18 protein-coding genes are annotated in these 15483 nt (G+C 64.8%); 5 read left to right on the top strand and 13 right to left on the bottom strand.

Annotated elements, in window-relative coordinates; translation table 11 throughout:
• Positions 1 to 71 precede the first annotated feature (71 nt).
• Both GA0061098_RS38920 and GA0061098_RS38915 read left to right on the top strand, forming a co-directional pair.
• The gene (locus GA0061098_RS38920; RefSeq protein WP_165637893.1) at positions 72 to 1457 is read left to right on the top strand and encodes an MATE family efflux transporter; all 1386 of its coding nucleotides are present in this window, start codon (positions 72 to 74) and stop codon (positions 1455 to 1457) included.
• Positions 1458 to 1564: 107 nt separating this feature from the next.
• Positions 1565 to 1999: a DUF2147 domain-containing protein gene (locus GA0061098_RS38915; protein ID WP_091966749.1), complete on the top strand. Its 435-nt coding sequence runs from the start codon at positions 1565 to 1567 to the stop codon at positions 1997 to 1999.
• Between the two features lie 70 nt (positions 2000 to 2069).
• Here the strand turns inward: GA0061098_RS38915 and GA0061098_RS38910 are convergent, their stop codons facing one another.
• Positions 2070 to 3215 (bottom strand): DUF3095 domain-containing protein, encoded by a 1146-nt coding sequence (locus tag GA0061098_RS38910; RefSeq protein ID WP_091966747.1) that lies wholly within the window; start codon positions 3213 to 3215, stop codon positions 2070 to 2072.
• 225 nt (positions 3216 to 3440) lie between these two features.
• Between GA0061098_RS38910 and GA0061098_RS38900 the strand changes: the two genes are divergently transcribed.
• The gene (locus GA0061098_RS38900) at positions 3441 to 3827 is read left to right on the top strand and encodes a hypothetical protein (protein ID WP_091966745.1); all 387 of its coding nucleotides are present in this window, start codon (positions 3441 to 3443) and stop codon (positions 3825 to 3827) included.
• A gap of 4 nt (positions 3828 to 3831) precedes the next feature.
• On the opposite strand, the gene GA0061098_RS38895 is transcribed toward GA0061098_RS38900, so the two are convergent.
• The 11 genes from GA0061098_RS38895 to GA0061098_RS38845 form a co-directional block, all read right to left on the bottom strand.
• Positions 3832 to 4041, bottom strand: a complete 210-nt coding sequence (locus tag GA0061098_RS38895; RefSeq protein ID WP_091966742.1) for a hypothetical protein — start codon at positions 4039 to 4041, stop codon at positions 3832 to 3834.
• Between the two features lie 126 nt (positions 4042 to 4167).
• On the bottom strand, positions 4168 to 4890 hold the full coding sequence (locus GA0061098_RS38890) for an SDR family NAD(P)-dependent oxidoreductase (protein WP_091966740.1): 723 nt from the start codon (positions 4888 to 4890) through the stop codon (positions 4168 to 4170).
• The gene (locus GA0061098_RS38885; protein ID WP_165637892.1) at positions 4883 to 6265 is read right to left on the bottom strand and encodes a class I adenylate-forming enzyme family protein; all 1383 of its coding nucleotides are present in this window, start codon (positions 6263 to 6265) and stop codon (positions 4883 to 4885) included. Before GA0061098_RS38885 ends, GA0061098_RS38890 begins: the two co-directional genes overlap by 8 nt.
• The gene (locus tag GA0061098_RS38880) at positions 6252 to 6497 is read right to left on the bottom strand and encodes an acyl carrier protein (protein WP_008543699.1); all 246 of its coding nucleotides are present in this window, start codon (positions 6495 to 6497) and stop codon (positions 6252 to 6254) included. The genes GA0061098_RS38885 and GA0061098_RS38880 overlap by 14 nt, the downstream gene beginning before the upstream one ends.
• Positions 6498 to 6638: 141 nt before the next feature.
• Positions 6639 to 8453 carry a long-chain-acyl-CoA synthetase gene (locus GA0061098_RS38875; protein WP_091966800.1) on the bottom strand — a complete coding sequence of 605 codons (1815 nt, stop codon included), beginning with the start codon at positions 8451 to 8453 and terminating at the stop codon, positions 6639 to 6641.
• Positions 8454 to 8680: 227 nt separating this feature from the next.
• Positions 8681 to 8950, bottom strand: coding sequence for a DUF3551 domain-containing protein (locus tag GA0061098_RS38870; RefSeq protein ID WP_091966736.1), 270 nt, complete (start codon positions 8948 to 8950; stop codon positions 8681 to 8683).
• A 34-nt stretch (positions 8951 to 8984) separates the two neighbouring features.
• Positions 8985 to 9269: a DUF3551 domain-containing protein gene (locus GA0061098_RS38865; protein WP_091966798.1), complete on the bottom strand. Its 285-nt coding sequence runs from the start codon at positions 9267 to 9269 to the stop codon at positions 8985 to 8987.
• A gap of 128 nt (positions 9270 to 9397) precedes the next feature.
• Entirely contained in the window at positions 9398 to 11275 is a 1878-nt protein-coding gene (gene htpG, locus GA0061098_RS38860; protein WP_091966734.1) for a molecular chaperone HtpG, read from the bottom strand.
• A 124-nt stretch (positions 11276 to 11399) separates the two neighbouring features.
• A complete protein-coding gene (locus GA0061098_RS38855; protein WP_091966732.1) occupies positions 11400 to 11807 on the bottom strand; it encodes a hypothetical protein in 408 nt (135 codons plus the stop codon).
• Positions 11808 to 12057: 250 nt separating this feature from the next.
• Complete coding sequence (locus GA0061098_RS38850; RefSeq protein WP_091966731.1) at positions 12058 to 12651, bottom strand: nuclear transport factor 2 family protein; 594 nt, start codon at positions 12649 to 12651, stop codon at positions 12058 to 12060.
• A gap of 139 nt (positions 12652 to 12790) precedes the next feature.
• Entirely contained in the window at positions 12791 to 13597 is an 807-nt protein-coding gene (locus tag GA0061098_RS38845; RefSeq protein WP_165637891.1) for a response regulator, read from the bottom strand.
• A 219-nt stretch (positions 13598 to 13816) separates the two neighbouring features.
• On the opposite strand from GA0061098_RS38845, the gene GA0061098_RS38840 reads away from it, so the two are divergent.
• Positions 13817 to 14047 (top strand): NepR family anti-sigma factor, encoded by a 231-nt coding sequence (locus GA0061098_RS38840; protein WP_026201628.1) that lies wholly within the window; start codon positions 13817 to 13819, stop codon positions 14045 to 14047.
• Entirely contained in the window at positions 14047 to 14595 is a 549-nt protein-coding gene (locus GA0061098_RS38835; RefSeq protein WP_018316216.1) for a sigma-70 family RNA polymerase sigma factor, read from the top strand. The genes GA0061098_RS38840 and GA0061098_RS38835 overlap by 1 nt, the downstream gene beginning before the upstream one ends.
• A gap of 101 nt (positions 14596 to 14696) precedes the next feature.
• On the opposite strand, the gene GA0061098_RS38830 is transcribed toward GA0061098_RS38835, so the two are convergent.
• The gene (locus GA0061098_RS38830; protein ID WP_091966729.1) at positions 14697 to 15395 is read right to left on the bottom strand and encodes a nitroreductase; all 699 of its coding nucleotides are present in this window, start codon (positions 15393 to 15395) and stop codon (positions 14697 to 14699) included.
• Positions 15396 to 15483 lie beyond the last annotated feature (88 nt).

Raw genomic sequence — 15483 nt, 5'->3', positions numbered from 1 at the left:
CGTGAGGGCTGCCGCAGGGGCTTGGCCATCCTATAATATGTCGATCATCATCTAAATTCCGCCCGGTGAACATGACGATCGACGCCCCTGCAGACGCCGTCCCGCCGCTTGCGCCGGTCGCCTTCCCGATCGCCAGCCTGCTGACGGCCCCGATCCTGCCGACGCTGCTGCGGCTGGCGATCCCCAACATGATCGCGATGGTCGGCAGCACTTTGGTTGCGATCGCCGAGACCTCCTATATCGGCCGGCTCGGCACCATTCCGCTCGCCGCGATCGCGCTGGTGTTTCCGTTCGCAATGCTGACGCAGATGATGAGCGCGGGCGCGATGGGCGGCGGCGTTTCGTCCGCGATCAGCCGCGCGCTCGGCGCCGGGGATCGTGACCGCGCCGCGACGCTGGCGCTGCATGCCGCCATCATCGGCCTCTGCGGCGGGCTGTTCTTCACGGTGATGATGCTCGTCTTCGGCCGCTCCTTCTTCACGCTGCTCGGCGGACGCGATCGCGTGCTCGAGGAGGCCAGCGGCTATTCGCAGGTGCTGTTCTCCGGCGCGGTCGCGATCTGGTTGGTCAACACGCTGGCCTCGGTGATCCGCGGCACCGGCGACATGCGCCTGCCCTCGATGACGCTGATCGGGGCCAGCGTGCTGCAGATCGCGCTCGGCGGCACGTTGGGGCTCGGCCTGTTCGGCGTGAAGCCCTTCGGCATGCCGGGCGTCGCCACCGGCCAGCTGATCGCGTTCACCTGCGCCGCGATTTTCTTCCTCTGGTATCTCGCCTCCGGCCGCAGCCGGCTGCCGCTAAATATTCGCGCGTTTCATTTCGAGCGCGCGATGTTCCTGGACATCCTCAAGGTTGGTGCGGTGGCCTGCCTTTCGCCGCTCCAGACCGTGCTCACCATTTTGATCTTCACCAAGATCCTGGCCACGTTCGGCACCGAGATGCTGGCCGGCTACGGCATCGGCTCGCGGCTGGAATTCTTGCTGATCCCGATCACGTTCGCCTTCGGCATCGCCTCGGTGCCGATGGTCGGCATGGCGATGGGCGCCGGACAGGTGAAGCGCGCGCGACGTGTGGCCTGGACCGCCGCTGCAGCTTCCGGATTGACGGTCGGCCTGATCGGCCTCGCTGTGGCGCTCGCTCCATCGATGTGGGTCGCACTCTTCACGCGGGATCCCGGCGTCACCGCCGCCGCACACAGCTATTTCCACTGGGCCGGCCCGACCTTCGTGTTCTTCGGCATCGGCGTGTCGCTCTACTTCTCCTCGCAAGGCGCGGCGCGCGTCGGCGGCCCCGTGCTCGCTTCCACCGCGCGGCTTCTGATCGTCGCGGTCGGCGGCGTCGGCCTCATGATGACGCAGGCGCCGGCGTGGACCTTGTTCGCGCTGGTCGGCGGTGCCATGGCGGTGTTCGGCCTGTCGACTGCGGCCGCGGTCGCCTTCGCGCGCTGGGACAAATGATCGCAGGACAATGAACGAAGGCAATGAACGCAGGAATGTGATTCCAGCCTGCGTTGCACTATCCCGCCGGGCTGCTATGGAGGCGCTCCATTTTCGGGGCCTCTTCCATGACTTCCAGATTCGCTGCTCTCATCGTCCTCCTCGCTGCGCTGCTCGGCGCGCCGGCCGCGCATGCGCAGAGCGCCGATGGGACGTGGCTCACCCAGGCGGGCGATGCGCGCGTCAAGATCAGCAAGTGCGGCGGCGGCATCTGCGGCGTCGTCGCCTGGCTGCGCGAGCCCTACGACACCGCGACCGGCCAGCCCGCCAGCGACAGCAAGAACCCCAATCCCGCGCTCGCCAGGCGCCCGATGATCGGTTTGCCGTTGTTCAGCGGCATGCAGCCCTCCGGTCCGAACAAATGGTCCGGCCAGATCTACAATGCAGACGACGGCAGCACTTATGCCAGCAACATCTCCGTGACGGGAGCGGATTCGCTGCGGGTCGAAGGCTGCGTCGGCGCGCTCTGCGGCGGAGAGACCTGGACGCGCGCGGGGCACTAACTGATCCTCTTGTCCCGGACGCGCCGCGGTACGTAGTGACGCCGCGCTGCGTCCGGGCACGAGAGCGCAGTTACGCCATCATCGCCTTCAGCGCCGTCGCCGCCGAGGCGTAGCCGCCCCGTGCGCCATCGATGAAATGGACGTGATCGCTGCGTAGCGCCGACGGCGTGAAGCAGGTCATCATGGCGGCATCCTGCTGGTAGAGGCCGTAGCGTACGATGCCGTCACGGGCCGCAATCGCCAGTCGGTCGCTCAGCGCGCGCTCGAGCTGCGGCGTGCAATCGAGGATCATGCGCAGGCCGTCGTCAAATTTGCGGAAGTCCGAGTTCTCGACGACCTGGCGCCTGTAGAGCTTGGGCACGAAGCCGCCGACGTTGAGGTCGAAGCGCATGATCAGATAGACGAACAGCGTATAGGCCAGCACGCTGGCGCGGCGCGCGAGCAGCGGACCACCGCGCCTGGTGCGGGCTTCGTATTCCAGCCCTTGCGGCGGCCATTTCAACGGCGGTCCCTGCGGCGGCACCGGACGGGCGCCGTCCGGACTGCGCTCGACGAGGTGGATGATGTCCTCGATCACCTTGCGGAAGGCATGCGGGTCGGCGCCGCGCGCCGGCATCACCAGAATCGACAGGATCAGCCCGCGTGAGGCCGGTATCACCTCGAAGCGGCACGACAGGCCCGAGAGATCGGGCTGCGTGCCCGCCGACGCTGCCGGGACGGCAAACTCCCCGCGCTTCATTGCGGCATCGGCGAAGGCGAGCCCGCCGCCCGAGAACATCGCATAGGACAGGTTGGCCGACGGACCGAATCGCGCGACGCGCACGTCGAGGCCCTGCGCGCGGATGGCGCTGACCGGCACCAGCGCGACCCGCATCGTCAGATCGAGATCTTCCCGCACCCAGGTCGCGGTTGCCGCCAGCGCCTCTCGGGCAGGTTCGAGATCGCCCGGCGCAACCGCAAAGCTCGCGCCGTCGCCGCCGAACACGAAGGGGAATTCGCGTCCTTCCAATGCGTTCGTCACCGCCGCGATCACGGCGGCGCCGGCCATGTTCACCGCCTTGTAGCGCTGCGCCGCGATCGCCTTGGTGGAATCGACGATATCGGCAACGCCGATGCTCCAATCGTCCGGCAGCGGCGCATAGAGCGCAGGGTCCATCAGGCTGGTGAAGCCGCGGAAGACGGGAATGCCGCCATAGAAGGATTCGCCTGAGGTCATCGGGAATGCCGGATGGTTGGAATGCAAAACAAATACGTGGCAGGATCGATCCGGGTTCGCCGGCCGGCGGCCCCTTTCAATCATTGGCCGAAACGGGCCAGGACAACAAGATACGGCAACAACAAGGTGAGGCCGCGTTGCAATACCGCAGCGGGTCATTGATCGGGATCAAGCGGCCGGCCGGGGAGAACGGCTATCGTTGGCCAGCTCCAAGGGTTGCATGGGATGATCGAGGTGTCAGACTTCGGCAGCAAGGATTCCACCTCTCCGGTCCGCCGGCGCACGGGCATTGACCCGATCAGCGCGGTGAAGATGCCGGAAAGACTGACGGCAGCCGTCGATGCCTGGGCTGAAGCCCATCAGCTGACCCGCTCGGATGCGATCTGCAAGCTGATCGAGCTGGGCCTGAAGATCGCGCCCTCGGTCCACTCCTCGGCGCATCCGATCGCATCGGACGCCACCAGGATCGAAGAGATCGCGGTCCACGAGATCGAGACGCTGCTCGATCCGGCATTGCCCGTGGACGAACGCGACCGCCGCATCCGCCGCCTCACCGAAGGGCCGCCGGAATTTTCACACGAACGAATTGACCTGCCGAAAGACCGGACGTGAGCTGCTAGTGCAGCTTCTCGTCCTGACGCTTGCGCAAGCTATCGAGAGACGCATCATGGCAGCCGACCAGGCGTACGAATTGCTGCGGATACATTTCGTGGCCATGACCGCCGGAATTCTGGTGCGTCATCGGCGGGCAACGGGCATCGTCCTGCTTCGCGCGGGATTGCTCGGTCCGGCCCTGATTTGAAGCGGTCATGTTGGGCATGGTCATGGACTGCTCCCTGTCGATTAGGGCAGATCGATTGACGTAACCCAATCGATTGCGGGGCATCTTACGACCAAATCCGGCTGAATGTCATTGTGCCGGATCAATTCAATTGTGACGGCGGAGTTCCGCTTACGCCGTGTTTCCCGCATCGATGGTGAACACCGTCCCTGTCACGTTGCGACCACCCTCGCCGAGCAGATATTCCACCATGCGCGCGACGTCGTCCGTTTCCGGCAGGCGGCGCAGCGCGCTGCGGCTGGCGATGCGCTTGCGGGCCTCGTCGGACAGATTGTGCGTGAGCTCGGTGTCGATGAAACCCGGCGCAATCGCATTCACGGTGATGCCGAGCTTGCCGACCTCGCGCGCCAGCGAGCGGGTGAAGCCTGTGGCAGCCGCCTTGGTCGCGCCATAGACCGACAGGCCGTTGTAGCCGGTGGTCGCGATGATCGAGGAGATGTTGATGATGCGCCCAGTGCCGTCGGCCATCATCTGCCGCGCGACATATTTGGTGAGGATGATCGGCGACAGCACGTTGAGCTGCACCAATGCCTCGATCTCGGAATTATGCATGGTGGCGAGCAGGCCTTCGGTGCCGAGGCCGGCATTGTTGACGAGGCCGTAGGTCGGGCCGAACTCGTCGCGCACGAGTTTTGCAAAAGCCGGAATGGCGTCGATCACGGCAAGGTCGCAGGCGCGGAAATGCAGGCGCCCTTCGGACTCCGCAATCGCGGCCTTGAGCTCCTCGCTCTCGCGCCGGGCGGCCGCGACCACGTTGTAGCCGGCGCCGGCGAGGCGCTTGCCGATCGCAAGGCCGATGCCGCGGCTGCCGCCGGTGACGAGGACATTATGCATCGGTGCGCGCCAGTTTTCCGGCCGGGGTGACGTCGAGCGCCTCGACGAAGCGGATCACCACCGGCACCTTGTGGGACGCGAGCTGCGCGCGGCACCGCTCCAAGATCTGGTCGCGGATCTCTTTCGCGCGCGCGGGATCGGTGCCCTCGGTGAGGATCACGTCGGCGACCACGATGCCACCGGTGATCGGGCTCTTGCGCGATTTGGCCCGCGACATCCGCACGTCGGGATGGCGGTTGATGACCGCCTCGATCTCTTCGGGGTGGACCTTGAGTCCGCCGATATTGATGATGCCGCCGCGGCGGCCGACGAAATAGTAGCGCTCGCCGCGCAGCTCAACGATGTCGCCGCTGTCGACAAATCCGTCGTCATCGGTGAGCGCGGCGGCATTGCGGCCGACATAGGCATGCGCGGTACGCGTCGAACGGATACGGAGCGAGCCGTCCACCACTTTCATCTCGACGCCATTGCGATTGCCGAGATAGTCGGCCGGAAAACCTTCCAGCCCGTCATTGACGGCAAAGCCGACGCCGGCTTCGGTCGAGGCATAGGCATGACCGACGGAGGAGTTGGGGAATGCCGCCTTCAGCCCGTCGAGCACCGCCTGGTCGGCGATTTCACCGGAGAGGCGGACGTAAGCCGGTGTGAACTGCGCGGCCGAACCGCTCATCAGGAGCTTGCGCCAGTGCGAGGGGGTGCCGGAGATGTGCGAGACGCCGCGCGCCTTCAGCCGCGCGACGTGATCGCCGAGCGCCTCATGCGGATCGGACAGCACCATCGAGCCGCCGGAAAGGACGGCGCGGAGGAATATCTGCAGGCCGCCATAGCGGCGGATGTCGTAGAAGGTCGCCCAGACCGGCGCCGGGCCGCGCGCGGGCCCTTCGGCAACAATCGCACCCGTCAGCGCTTCCAGCGTGTGACCAGCGATCTTCGGCACGCCTGAGGTGCCCGAGGTGAGCATCAGCCATTCCGTCGCGCGTTCGGTCTTGGCGGGCGCGGTGGATACAAGCGGCAATTGCGCGGTGACGATGAGCGCGATGCCTGAGCCGGCCCAACGATCAGGCTCGTCCGTCACGACGGCATCGATCCCGGCATCCGCGATCAGTGCGTCGAGATGCGCCGGGTTGAGATCGGGCGGGCACAGCAGCATGCGACGCGCGATGCCGTCGAGCTCGATCATGGCGAGGCCCGACCGGAGCTGGTCGGACAATTTGAGCAGCACGGAGCGGCCGGACAATTCGCGCAAGCGGCCACCCAGGACCGTCTGCGACAGGATATCGGTCAGCGACACGCAGGTGTGCGCGTCCGACAGCGTACGGCCGGTCAGCTCCGCGCCGAGATGGTCGCGAAGCGCAAAGATCTCACGCGGGGACATTTTCGTAGGCCCGCACGAAATCGCCGACCGTGGCGGGAAACGCTGCGTCCTCGGAGATGGTGAAGGGGTCGACGCCGGTCTCGTCCTCGAGGCGCGCAACCAGGATGGCGAAGGCGAGCGAGTCGAAACCCGTCTCGTGCAGCGACAGATCGTCCGAGAGCGCGGGAAGCGTGACGTGCTGCTCTTTGGCGATCTGCTGGATCGCGTCAATGACCTTAGACCTTACCGACATGGCTGGCTCGCTTTGTTATCGTTGGTGTTGCGGCGGCTCTTACTGGCCGCCTCCCCATGGCCGCTTGTTTACCCGACAGAAGTAAATGGCTTCTTGGACAATTCAGATAAAATTGGACCTATCTGCGGATTTTGGCGGGATTTACAGCCGGATCGAGCCGTCCACGATTCGCCCATAGGCCACCGTATCGAGCGCCCCATAGGCGCCCGACTTCGGGTCTGCCATGAACAGCGGATCGGAGATCGCGGCGGGATCGAACCCTTCCCGTGCGAGATCGCCCTTCTTCTGCTTGAATGTCTCGGTCGCATCGATCTCGCTGGAGATGCGAATGAAGACGGGGCGTGCATAGGCCGGCAGGCGCTGCGCGAGATGTGCGGGCAACGCCGCAATGTCAAAACCCTCGTTGACGACGATCGCGCTCATGCCGGCGCGGCCGTCGGCGCCGGGGATGCTGACGCCGTAAGTGGTGGCATCGACCACGCCGGTGAAATCGCGCATCGCGTCGTTCACCTCCGAGGTCGCGACGTTCTCGCCCTTCCAGCGGAAAGTGTCCCCGATCCGATCGACGAAATGGAAGAAACCCTTGTCGTCGATCCGCATCAGGTCGCCGGTGCGAAACCAGGCATCGCCCCTGGCAAAGACGTCGCGTAGAACCTTCTTCTCGGTCTCGCCGGTGTCGGTGTAGCCCTCGAACCGGCCGCCGCCTTCATCAGCGGTGCCGATGCGGCCGATGGCTTCGCCGGCCTCGCCGCGGGCGCAGGCGAGGCAAAACCCCTCTTCGTTGCGCAGCGGCGCGCCGCTGTCGGGGTCGAGCTTGACGAGATTGGCAGGGAAGCGATGCGCCAGCAGCGGCGGGATGCGACCGATCGCGCCCGGCTGCCCCTCGACGTTGAACAGCGAGAAATTGCCTTCCGTGGCCGCATAGAATTCGAGGATGCGGGGAATGGCAAAACGCGACTGAAAGTCTTCCCAGATGTCGCCGCGCAGGCCGTTGCCGCAGACGAGGCGGAGACGATGCCGGTTCTCATATTCCGACGGCGCCGCCTTGAGCAGATAACGGCAGAGCTCGCCGATATATTGAAACAGCGTGCAGTCATGGCGCACGATGTCGGACCAGAAATGCGAGGCCGAGAATTTCTCCGCGATCACCACCGAGCCGCCGGCAGCGAGCATGCTGCAGGGCGCGACGATGCCGCCGACCGAGTGGAACAGCGGCAGGCAATCGTAGAGCCGGTCTTGCGGGCTCGCGCCGGTGAGGCCGGCGAACCAAAAGCCCCAATTGAGAATGCGGCGGTGGCTGATGCTGGCGGCCTTCGGCAGGCCGGTAGTGCCCGAGGTGTAGATCAGCAGCGCACGGTCGTCGATGACGACCTCGCCGTGCTCCTCCGGCGAAAGGGAGGCGTCGTCCAGCGCCGCGAGGGCGACGTCGATGGCGCGCTCGCTGCGGGCATCGCCATGCGTCCAGACCTTGGCCTGCGTCTTCAGATGCGGCGTGGCGCTCTCCAGCATCTCCGTCAGCTCATGCGCGACGATGATGTGCAGGGGCTTTGCCACATCGAGGCAATGCGCGAGCGAGGGTCCCACCAGCTTGGTGTTGAGCAGCGCCGCCACACCGCCGATCCGGCTGATGCCGAGCCAGGCCGCGACATAATCGATGCCGTTCGGCATGATCAAGGCGACCGTATCACCCTTGGCTACGCCGGCCGAGCGCGCCCAGCGCGCGTAGCGGTTGATGCGCTTCGACAGGCCTTCATAGTCGAGGCTTGCGTCGTCGGTGATCAGCGCGACGCGGTCGGGCTGGCGCTGCGCCCAATCGTCGATGACGTCGGCGAACAGACGCCCCGGCAGCGTCTCGATCCGCGCCGTAAGCTCGATGGCCTTCAGCCATATCTTTGAAGCCGAAGGCGCGCGCGCGACGTTTTGTCGTTCGATGACACCGGTGGTCATGCCGTTGATTCTTTCGGGCCGCCTGCTGACATCAGGCAATCTAGCCCCCGCGCCCTGCCCAGGTGTTAAGAGACAAGGTAAAACTCTGTTAGGGCGCGATTAACTCTAGCCATCCTCTACCACTGCCACGGCAACGCCGGTGAGTTCGGCGGCATGGTGACGGCCGAAACCGACCGCGCTGGCAAGGTGGTCGAGCTGTGGGGGCAGGAAGGAGTAGCGCGCAGCACCTGCCGACGCTAGCCGCTACGCCTGTAGCGCAAGTGCGGCGGCGGCGCCTGAACCGGATAATACGGATTGAGATCGCAGATCGCGGATCGGCCATAAGCCGTGGCGCGGCACTGGGGCAACGAGGTGAAGGAGCAGTCGTACCACTCCCCACCTCCCCCGTTCGCACCTGAATAAACGTGCATGCAGACGGGATAGCGCGGATCAAAAGTCTGCGCATGCGACGGCGCGGCTGCGAGCACCGCGCCCACGGTCACGACCATTCCGAACGAGAAGCGCATGAACTGTGTTCCGGTACGAGGCATCGCGGATTCGCTAGTGCACCTTCTTGTGACGCCGGCGCGGCTGCGGCGGCGGCTGGTCGAAGGCGTAATAGGGGTTGACGTCGCAGCTCGCCGAGCGGCCCGACGCGGTCGCGCGGCACTGCGGCAGCGAGGTGAAGGAGCAGTCGAAATAATCACCGCCGCCACCGCCGAAGCCGCCGCCGGGCGTGTAAACGTGCATGCACACCGGGTAGCGCGGATCATAGGTCTGGGCGCTGGCATCTGCCGCGACGAACAGCGCGGCAATCGCGGTGAGGGTCAAAATCCACAGGCGCATGGACTTAATCCTTGAATCGACGGCGCCGGCGGATCTGATGCCGGCAGCCTCGTATGGCATAACACCAGGCCGGAGGCGACTGTTCCTAGGGACAGATGACGGCAAGGTGAGCGCTGCGGGCTGCGGCGCTAGGCGCCGAGCCCCTGCAGCACGAGCCGGTTCAGCCTTGCGGCAAACGCAGCCGGGTCTTCCGGCAACTCGCCGTCCAGGATCTGCGCCTGCTCGAGCAGGAGCAGGCTGAGATCGTCGACCGCCTTCGAGCCGGCTTGCGCCTTGGTGATCGCGCCCACCATCGGATGGCGCAGATTGATCTCCAGGATCGGCTTGGTCTTCATGCCGCGGTTCTGCTGCGACAGGATGCGCTCGAGCTCGCGACTCGGGCCCTGGCTGTCGGCGACGAGGCAGGAGGCCGAGCTGGTGAGGCGCGTCGAGGCCTTGACGTCGCTGACACGCTCGCCGAGCGCGGCCTTGATCACGGCAATGGTGGCCGCTTCATCCGCCTCGGGCTCGTCCTTCTTTGCCTCGTCCTTGTCGTCGACGCGCGGAATCAGGTCGAGATTGAGATCGCCCTGGCTTAGTGACTTCAGCGGCTTGCCGTCGAACTCCGACGGCATCGAGGTCCAGAACGCATCGACGGGATCGGACAGCAGCAGCACCTCGATGCCGCGCGCGGTCGCGGCCTCGAGCCGCGGATTGGACTTCAGCCGCTCGATGCTGTCGCCGACGAGATAATAGATCTCGGTCTGGTTCGGCTTGAAATCGGCGATGATCTGCTTCAGCGACCGCGTCTCGCCCGACGTCGTGGTGAAGCGCGACAGTGCCAGCAGCTTTTCGCGCCGCTCGAAATCCTCGTAAATGCCTTCCTTGATCACCGCTCCGAAGGCGTCCCAGATCTTGGCGAAGTTCTCCGGATCCTTCTCGGCCAGGCTTTCGAGCTCGGACCCGACCCGGGTCGCCACGGCTTTCCGGATCTGCGCCAGCTGCGGATTGTTCTGCAGCATCTCGCGGGAGATGTTGAGCGGGAGATCCTCGCTGTCGACGACGCCGCGGATGAAGCGCAGATAGCCCGGGAGCAGATCGGCATCATCGGTGATGAAGACGCGGCGGACGTAAAGCTTCACCCGGCCCTTGCGGTTCGGCTCGAACAGGTCGAACGGCTTGGTCGAGGGCGCGAACAACAGCACGGCGTAGGAGTAGCGGCCTTCGGCACGGTAATGCAGCGTCATCGCGGGATCGTCGAAGGCGGAGGCGATCTGCTGATAGGCCTTCTTGTAGTCCTCCGGCGTCAGCTCGGATTTCGAGCGTTGCCACAGCGCACTGGCCGAATTGATCTGACGGGGCTCGCCCTCTTCCGGCACCAGCTCGATCGGGAACAGGATGTTGTCGGAATAGGCACCGACGATGCGCTCGATCTCAAAGCCCTCGAGATATTTCTTGGCATCGTCCTTCAGGTGCAGGACGATCTCGGTACCGCGCGCCAGGCGCGCCGCCTCCTCGTCGCTGGCACGGGCGATCTCGAAGCCAGAGCCGCCGGAGGACGTCCAGGTCCAGACGTCGCTCTCGCCAGCGCGGCGGCTGACCACGACGATCTTGTCGGCGACCATGAAGGCGGAATAGAAGCCGACGCCGAACTGGCCGATCAGGCCGAGGCCGTCCTTGGCCTCCTTCAGCTTCGACACGAATGCCTTGGTGCCGGAGCGGGCGATGGTGCCGAGATGGTCGATCAGCTCCTGCCGCTCCATGCCGATGCCGTTGTCGGCGATCGTGAGCGTCCCGGCCGCCTTGTTCGGGATGATGCGGATCTTGAGCGCGTCGCCCTCGCCGAGCAGCGAAGGGGTCGCGATCGCCTCATAGCGCAGCTTGTCGCAGGCGTCCGAGGCGTTGGAGACGAGCTCGCGCAGAAATATGTCGGTCTCCGAATAGACGGAGTGCACCATCAGGTGCAAAAGCTCGGAAACCTCGGCCTGGAAGGGCTGCGTATGCACAGCCGTGTCTGACGTCGTCATGCGTTTACCCGGTCAAAACGAAAGGGAAGAAACCCGGGATATAACGCGAGCGTGGAGGGGATCAAGTGGACGTGAAGAATCGTCCTCCAGGCGGGAGAACGATCTATTCGGCGCCCCGGGCGGATCAGGTCACGCAGCGGCCGGGCTGGAGCAGCTTTGCGACCTCGGTCAGGGAGCTGACCATCGGCTCGCAGGCGATCGTCGGCCTGTTGCGCACCTTCTTCTGGTTCTGGAGCAGCGCCGGCGGCTTGGCATTACCGGTCTCGATCACCGCGGGGACCCGTAGCAGCACCGACGTGTCGGCGAGGTCGTTCAGCCGCATCGAGACGGTGCGGGTCGGAACAGCTGCCTGCTTGATCTCGGCGAGCCGGTCGGCCTTGCCGGTACGATTGACATTGTGGCCGGGCTTGTCGGCCTTGTCGGCGACCGCCTGCCAGCGGTCTGCCAGATCATGACCCGAGGCCAGTTGCACGGCACCGAGCGTCGCAGCAGCGGCGACGACGCTCAAAAATACCTTATGAATCTGTGACATGGCTGTCGATCCCTCGCCCCATGGCGATCGCGGGAACAACGCCGGTGAAGGATCAGGGGTTCTTAGCGATTACGATCACTTAACCGTGTGCGACAAATACGACAGCGTGCGCAAAATATTTCGCGAGGGGTGGAACGACTTTCGCAGACTGGAGTCGTCTCAACAGCCGGCTATTCCCCCCTGCCCCATAAGCCGGTGACGTAGGGCGCGACTGTGGTGATGCCAGTCGCGCCTTACTTTTTTCTGGGGGTCACTTCCCCGTCAGCCAGTCGCGCCCTTCGCCATAGAGCTTCTCGACCTCGGGTCCGATCAGGCCCGGCATGTCGCGCTTGACCTTGTAGCCGATCAGCTCCTGCATATAGGCGAGGTGGCGATAGCCTTCGGGCAATGCGGCCAGCGCCTTCTGGTCGAGGCGGAGCTCTGCTGCGGGATCGACCGGGTCGATCCGATCCTTCTCGTAGATCGGCTGGCGGCGGACAATGCCCCACCGCCCCTGTCGTTTTTCCAGGAAATCGTAGAAGCGCCCGGTGCAGACGACGTCGCAGACCACGTCGTGCACGGGGGCACGCTGCGAGATCGTCATCTTGGTCTGCGCGATGGCCCGCTCACCCGCGAGATCGATGCTGGTGCCGCCGAGGAAATGCAGGATGCGAACGCCCCTGGCGAACCCCTCCTGGCTGACGCGCATGAAATCCCGCGCCGGCCCCTGAAACCAGGTGGCGGACATCCAGCCCTCTTCATGCCAGACCGTGGCAAAGCGCTCCCAATCACCGGCATCGCGCCAGACCGCCCAGTTCTCGACGAGGTCGCGAATGGCGAGGCGATCGAGGAGTTGCTGGTCCATGGGCACATCTCCGGCTGGGATCAATGCAGGAGGTATGAGCGGCGTAGCCGACGCACGTCAAGCACGGCAGGCGACACGAAAAATCCGGCGTGCCTTGCAGCACGCCGGATCGGATCGCTTGGCCAAATGGCCAGTTCTATTAAGCCGCTGGCGCCTTCGGCGCGCGGTTGCGCGAGTTGCGCTGGAAGAATAGCGCCTGGCTCGCCACCGCCGACACCATCGCGGGCTGGAACGGTTTTGAGATCAGGAACGCCGGCTCGGGCCGCTCGCCGGTGAGGAAGCGCTCCGGATACGCGGTGATGAACACCACCGGCACCTCGAAGGTGCGCAGCAGCTCGTTGACGGCGTCGAGGCCCGACGAGCCATCGGCAAGCTGGATGTCGGCGAGGATCAGGCCGGGCCGCCTGTTCTTGGCCAGCGCCACCGCATCGGCATGCGTGCGCGCGACGCCGACGACGTTGTGGCCGAGATTCTTCACCAGGCTCTCGAGGTCCATGGCGATGAAGGTCTCGTCCTCGATGATCAGCACATCGGTGGCGATCTCGGCGGCCATCTCGCGTCCGGCGGCATCCGCAAGCCGCCGCGTCTCGGCGACGTCGGTGCCGAGGATGTAGCCGACTTCCTCTTCCGAGAATCCCTCCAGCGAGAGCAGCAGGAAGGCCTGGCGCGGCAGCGGCGTGATGTTCGACAACCGACGCTCGGGCGGCATCGGCAAGGTCGTCACCTCGGAATCATCGTTGACGGAGACCGAATTCCAGATCTGGGTGAACAGCCGGAACAGGCCCGCGCGCGGCCCATGGCTCTCGTCGAGCACCGAGGGATCCCCCAGCATGGCTTCCAACATGGCTGCGACATAGGCGTCACCGGAGGCCTGGCTGCCCGTCAGGGCGCGTGCGTACCGGCGCAATAAGGGCAAGTGTTCAGCAACAAGCTGTGAACGGGACATCCCCACTCCATTCATCTTCGGGCCAACCTTGACGTCCAGGCAATCCGAGGGGGGCCCGGGTTCCCCTGCTCGGCTGATTACGCCTCAGGCCAAGAAAAGTTCCGTCTGAGCGGGAACTTTTTCTCGAACCTCGAATTGAGCCTATCCAGGGAACGGCTCCCGGTTGAGAAAACCTCTCGATTTTACAGTCACTTAACTCGGGGAAACGTGGAACAGGTCATGAAAGATCTCAAGTCTCAAGCCAGCAGAAGCACGACCCCCGGCAAGGGAGGCCTCACTCCGGAGATACAATCCCGGATCGGGCACCAGTTGCGCGCCATGTATGATGATGTGGTGCGACAAGGGGTTCCAGATCGGTTCGCAGAACTGATCAAGAAGCTTGATGCGCCAGGAGCGACACCCCACGTGGGACATGAAGGCGGATCCAACGACAACAATGGGAGGGATTAATGCCTCTCACGGACTCCCTGCGTAACGACATCCTGGCGGCCGTGCCCAGTCTGCGCGCGTTCGCCATTTCGCTCAGCGGCAATGCGGATCGCGCCGATGATTTGGTCCAGGAGACGCTGCTCCGCGCGCTCGCCAACATCGACTCGTTCCAGCCCGGCTCCAATCTGCCGGCATGGCTGTTCACGATCCTGCGCAACCTTTTCCGCTCCGACTATCGCAAGCGGCGGCGCGAGGTCGAGGATGCTGAAGGCAACTACGCCAAGACGCTGAAGACACAGCCGTCGCAGAACGCGCATCTTGAGTTCGAGGAGTTTCGCACGGCGCTCGACAAGCTTCCGCAGGACCAGCGTGAAGCGCTGATTCTGGTCGGCGCCTCCGGCTTTTCCTACGAAGACGCGGCCTCGATCTGCGGCTGTGCAGTCGGCACGATCAAGAGCCGCGTCAACCGCGCGCGCTCGAAGCTCGCCGCGCTGCTCTATGTCGATGGCGCCGAGGATTTTGGCCCGGACGAGACCGTGCGGGCCGTGATCGGCGGCAGCGGCGGCTGACGGCCGGCGTCCTCAAGGACTTAGATGAAGATGAAGGCGGCCGTTTCCACGGCCGTCTTCGCGCGCGTCTGATAACGATGGCGCAGAGCTGCGCCGCTTGATCACTCGTCTGCGAACGTCACGGTCTCGGCCACGCTGGCGCGCGAGGTGCGGTAGCTGTTGACCTTGTGAGCGTCGTCGGCATAGCCGAACGAAATGCCGCAGACGACGCGGCGATCGTCGGGCAGATTGAAATGGCGGCGGATCAGTCCGGAATGCCGCGCGAGTGCCGCCTGCGGAATCGTGCCGAGCCCGAGCGCCTGCGCGGCCAGCATGAAATTGGAAACATAGGCGCCGCAATCGATCGCACCGTAGATGCCGAGCGGCTCGTTGGTGTGAATGATGGCGACATGCGGCGCGCCGAAGAAATTGTAGTTCTCCAGCGCCTGCCTGGCGTAGGCGCTTCTGTCGCCGCGGGCGATGCCGAGCGTGTTGTAGAGCTGAAAGCCGCTCTCGCGGCGGCGTTCCAGATAGACACCGACATACTCGCGCGGCGGCGTGAAATCGTAATCGTCGCCGAGACCGCCGGAAGCCTCCGTGTAGATCAGCTGGCGGAAGCGCTCCTTGGCCTCGCCGCTGGCGATGATCACCTGCCAGGGCTGGCTGTTGCACCATGACGCGGTGCGCTGCGCGGTGGTCAGCAAATGCTCGATGGTCGCGCGGTCGACCTCTTTGGGAAGGAAGGCGCGGACGGAGTAGCGCTCGTTGAGGAGCTCTTCGAGCACGCCGATGCGGTCGTTTTGTTTGACTGTAGCGTCCATGGTTCAGTTCGCGCTCTTCTCGTAGGGTGGGCAAAGGCGCATCGCGCCGTGCCCACCGACAGACTTGCTGCGGCGCATCTGCATATGG

Origin of the sequence: Bradyrhizobium shewense (assembly GCF_900094605.1) — a bacterium.
Classification (GTDB): Bacteria; Pseudomonadota; Alphaproteobacteria; order Rhizobiales; family Xanthobacteraceae; genus Bradyrhizobium; species Bradyrhizobium shewense.
This window is presented reverse-complemented; position numbering and strand designations above follow the sequence as displayed.

Bases quoted from the DNA above. Each gene is read 5' to 3' on its own strand.
- GA0061098_RS38920 (WP_165637893.1), top strand. From the start codon at position 72: ATGACGATCGACGCCCCTGCAGACGCCGTCCCGCCGCTTGCGCCGGTC.
- GA0061098_RS38915 (WP_091966749.1), top strand. From the start codon at position 1,565: ATGACTTCCAGATTCGCTGCTCTCATCGTCCTCCTCGCTGCGCTGCTC.
- GA0061098_RS38910 (WP_091966747.1), bottom strand. From the start codon at position 3,215: ATGACCTCAGGCGAATCCTTCTATGGCGGCATTCCCGTCTTCCGCGGC.
- GA0061098_RS38900 (WP_091966745.1), top strand. From the start codon at position 3,441: ATGATCGAGGTGTCAGACTTCGGCAGCAAGGATTCCACCTCTCCGGTC.
- GA0061098_RS38895 (WP_091966742.1), bottom strand. From the start codon at position 4,041: ATGACCATGCCCAACATGACCGCTTCAAATCAGGGCCGGACCGAGCAA.
- GA0061098_RS38890 (WP_091966740.1), bottom strand. From the start codon at position 4,890: ATGCATAATGTCCTCGTCACCGGCGGCAGCCGCGGCATCGGCCTTGCG.
- GA0061098_RS38885 (WP_165637892.1), bottom strand. From the start codon at position 6,265: ATGTCCCCGCGTGAGATCTTTGCGCTTCGCGACCATCTCGGCGCGGAG.
- GA0061098_RS38880 (WP_008543699.1), bottom strand. From the start codon at position 6,497: ATGTCGGTAAGGTCTAAGGTCATTGACGCGATCCAGCAGATCGCCAAA.
- GA0061098_RS38870 (WP_091966736.1), bottom strand. From the start codon at position 8,950: ATGCGCTTCTCGTTCGGAATGGTCGTGACCGTGGGCGCGGTGCTCGCA.
- GA0061098_RS38865 (WP_091966798.1), bottom strand. From the start codon at position 9,269: ATGCGCCTGTGGATTTTGACCCTCACCGCGATTGCCGCGCTGTTCGTC.
- htpG (WP_091966734.1), bottom strand. From the start codon at position 11,275: ATGACGACGTCAGACACGGCTGTGCATACGCAGCCCTTCCAGGCCGAG.
- GA0061098_RS38855 (WP_091966732.1), bottom strand. From the start codon at position 11,807: ATGTCACAGATTCATAAGGTATTTTTGAGCGTCGTCGCCGCTGCTGCG.
- GA0061098_RS38850 (WP_091966731.1), bottom strand. From the start codon at position 12,651: ATGGACCAGCAACTCCTCGATCGCCTCGCCATTCGCGACCTCGTCGAG.
- GA0061098_RS38845 (WP_165637891.1), bottom strand. From the start codon at position 13,597: ATGTCCCGTTCACAGCTTGTTGCTGAACACTTGCCCTTATTGCGCCGG.
- GA0061098_RS38840 (WP_026201628.1), top strand. From the start codon at position 13,817: ATGAAAGATCTCAAGTCTCAAGCCAGCAGAAGCACGACCCCCGGCAAG.
- GA0061098_RS38835 (WP_018316216.1), top strand. From the start codon at position 14,047: ATGCCTCTCACGGACTCCCTGCGTAACGACATCCTGGCGGCCGTGCCC.
- GA0061098_RS38830 (WP_091966729.1), bottom strand. From the start codon at position 15,395: ATGGACGCTACAGTCAAACAAAACGACCGCATCGGCGTGCTCGAAGAG.